A 14,472-nucleotide genomic window follows, 5' to 3' on the forward strand; every position below is an offset into this window, starting at 1 on the left:
CCTTATGCTGTATCACAAAAAATACGAGCCTCTATCTTGATACTTTTATTGTACCAAAACAGAAGCCCGTATTTTCTTGATTGCTCGTAAGGTATTCCTCTTTTTTTCTATGCAAATTCTTACAATTTTCCTACGCCAACGGCAAAGTAATTGAAAACTTGTTTTGATCCTCTTGGCTCTCTGCAACGATTGTACCATTGTGTAGTTCAACAATCTGCTTTGCAATCGCCAAACCTAATCCAGCTCCTCCACTGCTTGTACTTCTCGCTGCGTCAAGCCGATAAAACTGCTCGAAAATCCTGTTTAACTTTTCTTCCGGCAGAGTATCGCCGTGGTTACAAAAAATAATGCTGACCGTATCTTCCTGACATTGTGCGCTGATCGTGATATCCGTATTTTCAAAACTGTAGATAACCGCATTTCTCAAAAGGTTATCAAAAACACGCTGAATTTTGTCTGCGTCACATCGAAGCATTATATCATCATCAACACAAAGATTACATTGCAAATTCTTTGATTTGAGCATAGGCTTAAATTCATATACAAGTTGCTCCAGCAGGCGAGTTAAATTGATTTTCGTGTATTGTAATGTAATATCGTATATATTGAATCGTGTTATCTCGAAAAACTCGTTAATCAGATCCTCTAACCGTTCTGCCTTACCAAGAGTGATTGAAAGGTACTTTTCTCGAAGTTCCTTTGAGATTTGCGACTCATCACGCAGTAAAGTAAGATACCCGATTACAGAAGAAAGCGGTGTTTTCAAATCGTGTGCAAGATACATAATCAGGTCATTTTTTCGCTGCTCATTTTCTTTTGCAAGCCTTGCATTACTTTCAGCCTCTTGTTTTAACTGATTGATGTTAGCGGCGATTTCACTCAACTCCGGGGACATTTCAATGTAACTGACATTCTGATCGAACATTTTTCCTGTCGCAGCCTGTACCTCGTACACATAGGCGACTACTTTTTTCAAAAGTAGGTATGTCATGTATATAATACAGCCACCCCACACGATTACAGCCACTATATAAAGATATACTGTTCTGTAATACAAGTAATAATACAAAACATACTTGCGGAGAATTTCCTCTGCCATAATTCCTAAAAGAAAAGTACCGCCAAAAATAAGCACAGAGCAAATCGCACATTGAATTACATACCCTTTGAACAAGGTAGAGAGCAGATAGTTTTTTTCTTTTTTATTCAATTTCATACCCTACCCCCCAAACAGTTTTAATGAACTTCGGATTTTTTGAAGGTTCATTCAATTTTTCCCGAAGCCGCCCAATGTGCGCCATTACCGTATTGTTACTGTTGCGAAGATACTTTTCTTTCCACACGGCTTCAAATAATTCCTCCGAGGCGACAACTTTACCCTGATGTTCGCACAGATACCACAGAATAGAAAACTCCAACGGAGTCAAGGCTATTTCTTTGCCATACAAGTAGCACTTGTGGCTGACTCTGTTTATCAGTAGACCTCTGATGTCATACTCGTCTTTTTCTTCGGATTGGCTCAAATTAGGACTGTTATAGCTCTGATAACGCCTTAATTGCGTCTTTACTCTTGCCACAACCTCTAAAGGATTAAACGGTTTCGTTATATAATCATCCGCACCAATCGTAAGCCCCATAATCTTGTCGCTATCCTCAATTTTGGCGGTAAGCATAATAATAGGGAAGTAAAACTTTTCCCGAATTTTTTGGCAAAGTCGAAAACCATCAATATCCGGCAGCATAATATCAAGTATCGCTAAATCAATCTGCGACTGTTTGATACATTTCATCGCCTCTAACCCATTATAACATTTATATACTGAATAACCATCGTTACTCAAATACACTTCAAGCAGATCAACGATTTCTTTTTCGTCATCCACAATTAAAATCTTCTTGTTCATTGATCCTACACCTCATTTTCGGGTACGGCTTCCATTATGTCGCCAAAATCACACTCTAAGTATTCGCATATATTCAACAGCACGGGAAGGGTAACATTTTCATTTTTTCCGAGTTTCGCAAATGTACTTTTGCTTGCCCCGACCGCTTCTCGTAATTGACTCTTTTTCATTCCCTTGTCAATCAGAAGTTTCCAAAGTTTGTTGTACCGTACTTTCATTTCCGCACCTCCACCCAAATATAGTTTGTATTATAGCACTTTGAGAGTGAAATCGCAATTATTAAGTCTGTATTTTGAGACTTTTAGTTTTCAAACCGGCACAATATCTTTCTGATATGTAATCCAACCGCCTGCAAAATGCAGGCGGCTTGTGTATTTTAATAGGCAGGTGCGCCGTAGCCAAGAATCTCGTAATAACCGATAGAATACTCATTGACTCGGCAACTGTCGCCGGAGTTGCCCTCGACCGTATAAACCTTGCCGTTTTCGACCTTTTGAACAATACCCGTATGGTCGGATAATCCATCCTGACCACTTTCGTCTGCCCAATCGAAGAAAATAATCATTCCGGGGGCAGGCTCGGCGCTGCCATCCAGCCATTGTCCACGATCCTTAAACCATTGTACTCCGTTGACACAGCCTGCATATTTTGGGATAACTCCAGCGTCGATATAGCCGCACTCGTTGGCACACCAAGATACAAAGCAAGCACACCATTCTACACGGGAGTTAAAACCGTACCACGACCAATACGGCTGACCGTCCACATTGCCAACCAGAGAGAGTGCAACGGTCACGATCTGTCCGTCGCCGCCTGTAATGCCGTAAAGCACCTGTGACCAAAGGTAATTGTTTTCATCTGCAAGCAGTTCAGCGAGGTAGCCTTTCTGTTCTTCGTTAAAACCATATTGCGCCGCCATTTCCTCGGCAGTCTTGTGGCTGACGGTAATATACAGATAGGTTTGTGTGACCGTGCTTTCAGTTTCCACGATATTACCGTGTCCGTCATCGGTTTCGGTAATAACTGTTTCGGTCTTGCTCTCTGTTCGGGAAGATATTTGATTCATCTCCCAAAAGATGTCTTTTAAGAGTTGCTTTTTGCCATCGTCCATTGTGGCAACCTCTTGGGGGTTATCTTGATCCGTATTCGTTTTTACAGAGTAAACGGCAAGCACCTCTTTCCAAACGGCTCTGCTGCCACTCATTTCAAGAACATCATAGGATACCGAGTTCTTTTCCTCTTGCAGCTTGGTATCGTATTCGGTATTGATTTCCTGCACAACGGTCTGCATACTCATTCCAGTGCCGGAATCTTCGTCTGAGAAGAAAATGCCAAATACTGAGCCGAGGATCATACCAATCAGGCAAATCACGATAATAACCAAAACCGCCACCCAGCCGCCTGCGGCGATAGCGGCAATCAAGGCTTTCGTTCCGGCAATAATCGCTTTAATGGCAAGTGCGGTCGCTTTGGCAATCGCCTTTACCGTAACCACGGCGGCTTTTGCCGCAGCCCTTGCCGCTTGTGCTGCTCTCTGTGCAGTTTTAACCGTAATGATTGAATCCACCTAAAAATCCTGGATTGCTATGCCCCCGCTTATGCCCCTTGTCATCATAATGGTTTAAACCGCCAAAGAATCCTGGTCGACTCTCACCTACTTTATGCCCGTTATTGTCATAATGATTCATACCACCAAAAAAGGAAGGCGAACTATGTCCGATTTTCTTTCCATTTGCATCATAGTCGTTCATACCACCAAAGAATCCTGGTCTGCTCTCGCCTACTTTTTTCCGTTTGCATCATAATGGTTTATGGATCCAAAGAATCCTGGTCTGCTATATCCTTTTTTACTCATAATGTCACCCTCCTGACTCTATTAGCCTCTTGTTTGATCTCAGAATAACACACTTTTCTCATTTGGAAGTCGCATAACAGGCGACATTCTTTTATCGCATTTACATTCATTATACCATTTATAATTCTTCCGACAATACGCAATAAAGCCGGAAGCCACGTTATCATCCATGACCTCCGACTCGTTCTGCTTATTCTACACTGTCCTTACACCCAAATCAACTCCTCTCTCCGTTTTATCTTTTCCCTGCTTTTCTTGAATAATCCTCTTATTGATCTCAAGCCGTTCATGAATGGATAATTTCTTATCTTTTCCATCTACCGCCTGCTTCTGCTGTGCCGGTTTTCTATCTGTTTTTCCTACATCCTTAACAACTTCATTCGCTTCGGTACTTGTTACCCTCTCATCTGCTCTTCCTTCATATCTTTCTGCTATCTGCTGTTCTCGTCTCTCCTTCACACCTTTTTCCTCCAGATTGCAAAAACTCTGCAGATACGGAAGCACATGATTCTGCATGTCTGTCAGATCTTCCATATACTTTTGGAACTCTTCACTTCCTTTGCCTTTCTGGTAATTGATCCAATACTCATCTGTAAGCTTCATTTCATTATCATACTTCAACTGACTCACAATACCGCCATGTCCATTTCCAATATCCATTGACTTCTTAAAATGATGCAGCATCTGTTCACCTTTTTCCGCATAATATACAGTCACATATATCTTTGCAATTTTTGTAGGTTCCTCTGTCTTCGGATCACGTTTTGCATACCATTCTTTATCCATTTCTGCTGTTTTTGCATCCAGCTCAGACAGCTTCTGACATCTTGGATTCATGAGATCACTTTCTTCACAATAGTTTACATACACCATTGGTTCCATATCCTTTGGAAGTTCAGGTTCATAGGCTTTCAGTCTTTCAATCAATACTCCTGCACGAACAGACAGATCGCATTCTTCGTCTACAATATCCTTCAGATATGAAATATAGGAATGAATATTTCCACTTCTCAAATCCAGCATTACTTCCTGCACCGTATTTTCTCCCCTCTCCACATTATCTCGATACTCATACGGATCAAAAGCTTCTGCAATCTCATCCAGTGCCTCTGCCAGCTGTTCTGTGGTCATTTTCTCAGGATACATTGCTTCTCGAACATCCCTCATCGGTACATACTTGTAGTCCGGCAATGCTTCATGAATTTTCTCGATCCCTTCCCGTACCAGTGCAAGTTCTCCATAAAATCGAACATCATCCATCAGATTTCCGAATACGGTATTCCCTTTAACGATCGCAAATTCGGCTTCATCATAGTAACTGTCTTCCGGATCACGATAAATAATTCCCATTGAGCATCCCAGATACGCAGTTTTAGGATTCTCCCTATATTTTTCATAGACCGCAGCAATCTGATTAACATCGGTACTTTTTTCATAAGCTCCCATATCATGGAACTCATCACATTCTGTGGCGAAATATTCCAGATAAGGCTCTTTCTTCGGTGGCATATTATTAAGGACGTTATCAATCATGTTATAATTCGCCTCTTCCAGTTCCTCCACCTTTGCCAAAGGCTTATATTCGCCCTGGCTTTTCTGAATCTCTGCCATTACAACTTCATCCATTTCTTCTACTTTTTCCATCAACTGATCATAATCTCCACGGATGCGTTCTCCAGTCCAGCCTTCGTCTTCCAGAAGTTCCTCTGCCGCTTCTTCAATAGAAATTTGATCATTTTCATAGACGCCACCATCCATCAGACGAAAATCTTCATCGTAAAACGAATAATCATATCCTTCTTCTGTTCTCTGAATAGCAAAGTAACGTTCTCCTACCTCATATGCCAGTTCACTAAGAACCTGTTCTTCCAGATTCAGGAAAGAATCCAGCTGTTCAAAACTGATACTGTCTACAAAATGAGCGGTTACTTTTTCCCCGTCATTCAGAACTATGATATCACTGACAGACAGGGAATGCCCACGGAAATCTTCCGGTCTATCAATGTTGAACCTTTCAAAAATATCATCCAGTGACATATTTCCCGATAATTCCCCAACATAGACCAGCTTATAATCTTCTTTTTTTATCTGCATACCATGACTTTCAATAAAGCGCATATTCATAAATGCATAGTTTTCGCCCGGTGAATCGTCCTTGATCTGATAAATACCAAAGGTTCGCCTTGTTCCTAACAACAGGTTTGCCTCTTTCAAAGACTGAATCTGCGGATATTTCTGCATTTCCCATTCCAGGTTACGGAAACGCTCCAGTTCTGTCATAGACATCTGATAATGCTCCGGTCCTCGTTCAATTTCCATGCGTTCCGTGACATACATTGGTGATGAAAAATTAGTGATCAGATAGATATCTGCTCCGGCATCGTATAATTTCAGTGCTTCTTCCTGCTCAATGACACTCATAGGCTCCTGAAATGCTCCAAAATCTTCATCGGCATAATCCAGGTCATTCTCCTCTATCCGTTCCCACATCTGCGATTCCATGCCAAACAGACCTTCATGCGCCTGTATCATTTCTTTACTTGCATACTCTCCCTTGCTGCCATCGCTGCCCAGGCAATAAATCTTAGAACCCATTCTGTGATAATCCAAAGCTGCTTCTTTTCTAAGCGGCACCATGTCTTCTGCTGTATATCCATAATCACGTAATTCCAGCTTACCTATGGTTGGATCTGGTAGATCCTGAATATCCATTCTTGCATCATCCAGTAGATCCTCTACCCCTTCTTCATCTGCCTGGATCACTGCATCTGCTAGATTTCTTACCAGAGTCCTAACTTTCTCTTCCTCACCGATCAGATTCGCATATTCAAAAAGCTGTTCTTTTACATCTGTTGGAAATTCTATGCCTCTACGCTCTGCCTGACTGATCTGTCCCTGCGTGTATTCCTGCATTTTCTGTGTTTCTCTACCCGTTATCCTGTTTCTTGCCATATAAATTCCTCCTGTGTTCTAAAAAATGGCATAACCGACAGAACCTTCTTCTACCAAATTATGCCATCTTTCCTCTTTATTCCAGACCGAAGTCCCGTTTTCTGGTTTCCTTGCCAGTTTCACTTTCCCGCTGACTCTTTTCCTTATAAATCTGCAGTTTCTCATGGATAGAACCTCGTGCCGGTCTTTCTTCTTTCTCTTTTGATTCCGACTGCTCTGTTTCTGTATCTTCCCGTTCATCCATATTGAGAAGTGCATTTAACTCTGACAGTCGCTCCAGTTTTTGGTTCAGTTCCTCTTCTTTTGGAAATGGCTTCCCGACTTCCTCTTTGGCGTTTGTCATCTGCTCCTGTACCGTTTCCAGCCGTTGTTCTGCTTCTGCCAGTTTCTCCGGATAACTTTCTAAAAGATTATTGATACGAGTGATATTTCCTAGAGCATCGGCTCCCAATCGAACTTTAGCTACCGATTCATGCTTTACAGACAGGATAAACTCTTTGCTCCAACTGTCGAATTGGATTCTCATGTTAAATCCCTGATAGCTTCCAATATCCATAGCTGCATCCACAGACTTAATTTCTTTGCAGACCGCCAGAAGAGCCGCTCCTGCCTCTTTCTTTTCTGTGAACACTTTGCCACTGATTTCCATAGAAAACTGCTCTGGATCTGTGATTTTGTACTCAGAAAAATGAGCGATGTCTGCCTTGTAGCTGTCAATGATCTCTGTCAGTTTTGCAATCTGTTGTGGAAAATTCCTTGCAATATCATCTTCCAGTCGATACTGGTTATTCATGTGGTTGGCTTTTAAAAGTTTTAATTTTGCCACATCAACATCCAATGCCATCTTCTCTTTTACTGCCGGATTTCCGGTTGCAAGAGCTTTGACCTCTGCATAGGAAAGTGCCGCTTCGTCTACATCTTCACAGCTTCGCACAGGTGCTTTGCTGGTCATAATCTGAGAAATGAATTTCTGCTTGTTCTCAATCAACTGCCACATGTAGCTGTCAAATGTGGATTCAGTTACATACCGGAAGATATGAACCTTTTTATTATGGTTTCCCTGACGGATAATACGTCCTTCCCTCTGTTCCAAGTCAGATGGTTTCCAGCCAATATCCAGATGATGCAACGCAATCAGACGATCCTGCACATTGGTTCCTGCACCCATCTTTGCTGTAGAACCAATCAAAAAACGAACCTGTCCGGATTTCACTTTTCCAAACAGCTCCGTCTTCTTTGCTTCTGTATTTGCATCATGAATAAAAGCAATCTCTTTTTCCGGCACTCCTTTTTCCATCAGTTTCCGTTTCAGGTCGTCGTAGACATTAAAACTGCCATCGCCTTTCGGTGTACTCAAATCACAGAAAATCAATTGTGCTGATTTCTGTGCTGCTGTGTCTTTCCAGATTTCATAGCTTTTCTCTGCACAGACTGATATCTTGCTTTCCGGATTGTCTGGCAATAATTCGTTCACTAAACGCTGATCCAATGCTAACTTTCTTCCATCATTGGTGATTTTCAGCATATTATCAACCGCGGCATCTACTCCGCCATTTCTGACAACTTCCGCACGTTCTCCAAGGCTTTCTACGATTTCTTTCTGCTGTTCCGTTGGTTTCAGCACCACTGTTTCATATTCTGCTTCCGGCACAGGAAGCTTTAACTGATCGGAAGTCTTGATATCTGCAATCTCCTTGAACATATTCATCAGTTCCGGGATATTATAAAACCGTGCAAATCTGGACTTTGCACGATATCCTGTTCCTTCGGGAGCAAGTTCGATGCTCGTGACAACTTCTCCAAAAGTGGAAGCCCAGGAATCAAACAGTCCAAGTCCCATATTTTGTAATTTACTGTTCTGCAGATATCGCTGCATAACATATAATTCCGTCATACTATTGCTGATTGGTGTGCCCGTGGCAAAAGTAATGCCTTTTCCTCCAGTAATCTCATCCAGATACTGACATTTATTGAACATATCTGCCGACTTCTGTGCTTCGTTCTGTGCAATCCCGGCTACATTCCTCATTTTTGTATAGAGAAACGCATTTTTATAGCTGTGTGCTTCATCTACATACAAGTGATCTACTCCCAGTTCTTCAAACGTAACTACCTGATCTTTTTTTTCTTTCTGATTCAGCTTTTCCAGCCTTGTCTGCAGTGTCTTTCTGGTTTTTTCAATCTGTTTGACGGTATAACGTCCGCCATCCTGTTCATACCTTGCACTCTGAATCGCCATTTCCAGATCATCAATCTGCTTCCGCAGCATAGCTTCCTGCCTCTCATCAGAGATTGGTATACGCTCAAACTGGGAATGACCAATAATAATAGCATCGTAATTTCCCATAGCGATTCTGGCACAGAACTTTTTCCGGTTCGCCGGTTCAAAATCTTTCTTGGTTGCTACCAGGATATTGGCTCCCGGATATAACTGCAGGAATTCTGCTCCCCACTGCTCTGTCAGATGATTCGGCACGACAAATAAATTCTTCTGTGATAATCCCAGACGTTTGCTCTCCATTGCAGCCGCTACCATCTCGTAAGTCTTCCCAGCTCCTACTACATGAGCCAGAAGCACATTCTCTCCGTAAAGCTGATGTGCAACAGCATTTTTCTGATGCGGGCGAAGCTCTATTTCCGGATTCATTCCTGGGAAAGTCAAATGACTGCCATCATATTCACGGGGACGGATACTGTTAAATCGTTCATTGTAAACTTTTACCAGTCTTTCACGCCTCTGCTGATCTTTAAAAATCCAATCCTTAAATGCTACTTTCATGGCATCCTGCTTCTGTGATGCCAGCATGGTTTCTTTCTTATTGAGGACACGGATTTCATCACCATTCTCATTGACACTCTTATCATAAATGCGGACATCTTTCAGGTTCAGGGTATCTTCCAGAATCTTATAGGCATTTGCTCTCTCAGTTCCATACGTTGCATAGGCAAACGCATTCCTTGGACTATCTGCATTTTTTCCAGTAATACGCCATTCACCATTGACCTCAGAGTATTTTACCTGTATTTCCTTCTGTGCAAGATACCACGGGGTATGAAGCAGTTCCACCATAAAAGCCTGATAATCCGAAGGCTCAATCCATGTAGCTCCAACACGCACCTCAATCTCAGACGCTTCCAGATTTCTCGGCTGAACTGCCTCTAATGCACGGACATTCGGTGTAAATTCCGGACGATTCTCTGCAAAGGTTCTCGCAGTATTTAATTTATCCCTGACATTTCCGGACAGATATTCATCTCCGCTTTCCCACTGGTCTGTCAGTGGATTCTTAAAGATAACTCCAACCAGTTCTTCTGTGATTTTCTCTTCGGTCTTTCCAGTCAGCTTTGCCATATAAGGAAGGTCTACCTTTGCCCTTTCGTTAAGAGACAATGCAAGTGCTTCTGTGGCTGTCTCAACGCTTGTCACAGCGACCGCCTTTTTAATGGTTCGCTTAGTAAACATGTCCGCTTTTCGTTTCAGCGTTCCATCTTCATTCAAGTCTTCCAGTGAACACAGCAGACAATAAGAAGAGTCATCAGAAAATGCACGTTTGTTAGCATTACTTCCAATGACTCCATACTTTGCTGTGTAGGTATCATATACCTGATTCAGTTTCTCCTGCTGTTTCTGGATTTCTTCGTCTGCTACAAATTCCTCCATCTGCATGGCGATCAATTCACGAACAGTATCACGGATTGCAACCATGCCTTTCACACGTTCTGCAGTGGCGGCAGGCATTTTCACCTGATTCATCAAAGAGTTGACACGGTAATATACCTGATCATCTACCACCGTATAGCTGTAATTTCTGACATTCGGATCTGCCGGAATACTCTCTGGCATCTCATCCAGTTCTGTTTCCACATCTACTGCCGATACCATGCTTCCATGAATGTTCTTGACCGCTTCTGCAAGCTGGAGTTCAAGGTCAGCACCTTCTATCGGCATACAGGTTGTTTCCATACCATATGGACCCGATACTTCTTTCATCTCACCCAGAATCATTTCAGGATGGTCTGCAAAATACTGGTTGACTGTAATTCCATTGGTATCACTTCCAAGATTCACCCACTCCGGCATCTCTTTTGTCATGCTGTCACGCTTCTGGAAAAACAAAATATCAGCACTGACTTCTGTTCCTGCATTTGCCTTAAAAGCTGTGTTGGGCAGTCGGATTGCTCCCAACAGATCTGCCCTCTCTGCCAGATATTTTCGAACTTCTGGTGATGCCTTGTCCATAGTTCCCTTTGTTGTGATCAGAGCAGCCACACCACCTGGACGTAACTGATCTATCGTTTTGGCAAGAAAGTAATCATGAATCATGAAATTGAAGCGATCATACTGACGGTCATTGACCTTGTATGCACCAAATGGCACATTTCCGATTGTCACGTCAAAGAAATCATTGGGATAATCTGTCTTCTCAAAACCTTTGATCTGAATATTGGCATCAGGATAGAGCAGCTTTGCAATTCTGCCGCTGATTCTGTCCAATTCCACACCATAAAGTTTGGACTGGTTTAGATTCTCCGGAAGCATTCCAAAAAAGTTCCCGACTCCCATAGATGGCTCCAGGATATTTCCCTTTGTAAATCCCAGATTCTCCAACACCTGATACATACTGTCAATCACAATCGGCTGTGTATAATGAGCATTTAAGGTGGAAGCTCTGGCTGCCGCATATTCCTCTGGTGTAAGAACCGTCTTTAATTCCAGATATTCTGTCTCCCATGCAGCTTTTGTTTCATCAAATGCATCTGCAAGACCTCCCCAGCCAACGTATCGGGATAAGATTTCCTGTTCCTCTGGTGTCGCATTACGGTTCTCATCCTCACATTTCTTTAACAGCTGGATAGCCATGATATTGGCACGGAACTTTTCTTTTGCTGTCCCCTGCCCAAGCTCATCATCTGTGATGCGGAAGTTCGTTGCTGGAATCGGTTCTGATATTCCGTTAATCTCTTCCAAAGATTCTTTTTCTTCCGATACCTCAACTTCTCCAGATAATTCTTTTTCTTTTTTATCATAATCTGTCCACACACGATTAGAAATAGCAGTGAAATACGAGGACTCTTCCTCCATTATTTCTTCCCTGATTTCCCGTAATTTATCTAGGGTATCCGCATTTACTGTTTTGTTGTGATAATGATAATAAAGTACTTCTTGTCCAAGTTTTACATCCAGACGTTCCAATTCTTGTGTTGACATTCGATTCCAAATATCATCTTTTTCCGTATGAATCGTGAAACCTTCTCCATCATCATGATATTCTAATGTGTATTGAAGTTGATTCTCTTCTCCCTTAACTTTGCAATCAAAATCATGAATTGTTGTTCTGGTACCAGACATATATTCTGAATCAACTAATTGCAAATCAGTTATATCTTCAGCGGTTAAAGTATCCTGCTCCTGTTGTTCTCCTAACATCTGCTGTGCTTCTTCCAAGTCTGCCAGTTTTTGTGCTTCCTGTCGCTCTTCGTACTTTTCCATTTCCTCCGATGACAAATAATCATCTGTGCGGATTAACTGGCGGACACGTTCTGCAACCTTATTCCACTTTAATAGAACTTCTACTTCTGGATTGCCAATTTTTCCTTTTGCAAGTTTTAATCCTTTTGCATCATGTGATGCGTCGGAAGCACCTGCTCCTGGTATTCCGGGTGAAGAACCACCTGTTCCATATTCATTTTTCAGGAACTCAGCTGCATCTTTCATATCATAATGTTCCATGAAATATTCGTAAATCCGGTTACGTCCTCCGGCAGTAATGCCACCTCTTCTTAACACTGCATCAATTTCATCCTGTGTGATAAAGGAAAGCCCTAGACGTTCTACTTTAAATTGTTGATCCACCCAGGAGAAATCTCTCTGAAGGTCACGAAAACGCTGAGAATATACTGGATTGTGCTGAATTTCCCAACGATGATAATTACTCGGATTTTCATTCATATCCGCTTGTAACCATTCAAACTGCTGATAGATTTCTTTTTTTCCTTCTGGATCTGTCCAAGCGTTCCGAATGGTATCCTGCCAATCCGTATAAGACCGGTATTCTTCCGTATTTCTATTTGTATCTCGGAAATGAAGTGCCAGAAGATCTGTCATTTCTTTCTGTTCCTGCTCGATAGCATTATTGGAGATAAGATTATCAACGTAATTTCCCTCCTCATACATATCCCGGATCCTGTCAGCAGCTTCTTCCCACGTAACGATACGGTCAAAGTTTCTTCTTGCAGAGTCACCTCGCCGGATACGGATACCATCGTTGTCGTACCAGATACTGATTTTCTGATTATCTATGGTAAATCCTTTTCCTCCGGTGCCATATTCATCTTTCAGGAAGCTTTGCATTTCTTCATTGTCCAGACCTTCAATCAATCTTGCAGTAATATGAAACAGTGTATTTTTCTGCCCACTACCTGTGCGAAGGATATGATCGACTACTTCATCGGAAATAAGAAAAGCGGCCGGCTGTTCTAATGCAGCTGCCGCTTTCCTTATTTCTCCAAACTGTTCCTCTTCTGTTGGGAACAGGCTTAACTGTAAATAATCTCCTGGATCACCAGTTCCTCTGCCTGTGCTTTGATCTGGTTCATGTGTCTGGTCCATGCCATTGTGTCTGCCATCTTGTCTGGTGCCGGATCTTTCTCTAGAAGTTCGTTCATCAGGTTGTCTACTCTCTGTCTTGCCTGACTGTCGATCTCCATCAGATGACTGTCCAGACGGTTCTGCAGTGTCAGAATGTTGAACCTGGCTACCTTGTAATTTCTCAGATACTCTTTCCTCATCATTCCGTACTTCCCGATTGTTCCTCTTGTCTCTTCCAGGCTGATATCTGGAATCTGATACTCTCCGTTCTGGCTGTAAGTGATCTCTCTCATGCTCTGTTTCCTCCTTATTTTTTTCTCTATCTTCTGTGTTCTTTGTTTCACTTTCACGAATTAACGTGTTAAATTTATTATAAGCTACTTTCTTTTCTTTTGCAACCGTTTTCAGATCTTTTTCCAGATCATCCAATACATATCGTCCAATCTGCATCAATACCGGTCTGCTGATCTCATTCACAGAACTTCCAAGATGTCCCATAACCTTTAACTGGTTAAAATCCGTAATATGCCGAAAATCCTCTGCATCCAGATATTCCTGTACATCCAGTCCACATCGGTTCAGTAATACATACCAGACACTGTTTGTCATCAATTCCCGGAACTCCACTTTCTGATTCTGCTCGTCCAAATCTTCCAGAAAAGTACCTGATACATCCATTTGCAATTCATCGAAAGCATCCGGTAGCCAGGCCTGCACACTTTCTTCTGCCGCCTGGTGAAGAACCTCTGGCAAGCCTCCCTCTGTTGTTTCCAGTGCAAGCTGTTCCTGCAGATAATCTGCCACCAGTTGTTCTCCTTCCGGATTAAGGTTCCATAACTGTGGATCTCTGCCAAGATTTTTTACCTTATAAGTATCCTGCACATCAAAAACATATCGTAACTTCGTTTTTGGTCCGGATGTGTTATCTATCAGGGCAATTCCTTTGGAACCCTTTTTAATCCATCGGTACATCTTCTGGTTCCAGATTTCCATGGAAGCCACCGCTGTTGCTCCCGGACGCTGTGCATAGATCAAGAGCTGTTCCGGAAAAGTGTACCGGTACAGCCTGGATGCAGTATTTAGAAAACGTATCCACTCCTGCGGATTAGCGGAAACGTCCTTTGCCACTTCCTCCGTCAGCTGCTCCATTGCATATAATTTATTTGCCATCT

The 14,472-nt window shown here is 42.3% G+C and carries 7 protein-coding genes; all 7 read right to left on the reverse strand.

All coding sequences use genetic code 11. From position 1 onward, the window contains the following. Positions 1–130: 130 nt before the first annotated feature. The 7 genes from G4407_RS02345 to G4407_RS17255 all read right to left on the reverse strand — a co-directional run bounded on the left by G4407_RS02345 (position 131) and on the right by G4407_RS17255 (position 14,470). The gene (locus G4407_RS02345) at positions 131–1,216 is read right to left on the reverse strand and encodes a sensor histidine kinase (protein ID WP_008703821.1); all 1,086 of its coding nucleotides are present in this window, start codon (positions 1,214–1,216) and stop codon (positions 131–133) included. After that, positions 1,203–1,904 carry a VanR-ABDEGLN family response regulator transcription factor gene (gene vanR, locus G4407_RS02350; protein WP_004853366.1) on the reverse strand — a complete coding sequence of 234 codons (702 nt, stop codon included), beginning with the start codon at positions 1,902–1,904 and terminating at the stop codon, positions 1,203–1,205. Before vanR ends, G4407_RS02345 begins: the two co-directional genes overlap by 14 nt. Positions 1,905–1,909: 5 nt before the next feature. Next, entirely contained in the window at positions 1,910–2,122 is a 213-nt protein-coding gene (locus G4407_RS02355) for a helix-turn-helix domain-containing protein (RefSeq protein ID WP_008703822.1), read from the reverse strand. 158 nt (positions 2,123–2,280) lie between these two features. Further along, positions 2,281–3,471, reverse strand: coding sequence for a CHAP domain-containing protein (locus tag G4407_RS17250; RefSeq protein WP_130096560.1), 1,191 nt, complete (start codon positions 3,469–3,471; stop codon positions 2,281–2,283). Continuing rightward, positions 3,449–3,655, reverse strand: coding sequence for a hypothetical protein (locus G4407_RS02365; RefSeq protein WP_012744284.1), 207 nt, complete (start codon positions 3,653–3,655; stop codon positions 3,449–3,451). The genes G4407_RS17250 and G4407_RS02365 overlap by 23 nt, the downstream gene beginning before the upstream one ends. A 299-nt stretch (positions 3,656–3,954) precedes the next feature. Continuing rightward, entirely contained in the window at positions 3,955–6,711 is a 2,757-nt protein-coding gene (locus tag G4407_RS02370) for a YodL domain-containing protein (RefSeq protein WP_117764029.1), read from the reverse strand. Between the two features lie 76 nt (positions 6,712–6,787). Next, positions 6,788–14,470: a DEAD/DEAH box helicase family protein gene (locus G4407_RS17255; RefSeq protein ID WP_173687618.1), complete on the reverse strand. Its 7,683-nt coding sequence runs from the start codon at positions 14,468–14,470 to the stop codon at positions 6,788–6,790. Positions 14,471–14,472: the final 2 nt, after the last annotated feature.

It is taken from the genome of Allocoprococcus comes, from assembly GCF_013300725.1.
GTDB classification, from domain to species: domain Bacteria; phylum Bacillota; class Clostridia; order Lachnospirales; family Lachnospiraceae; genus Allocoprococcus; species Allocoprococcus comes_A.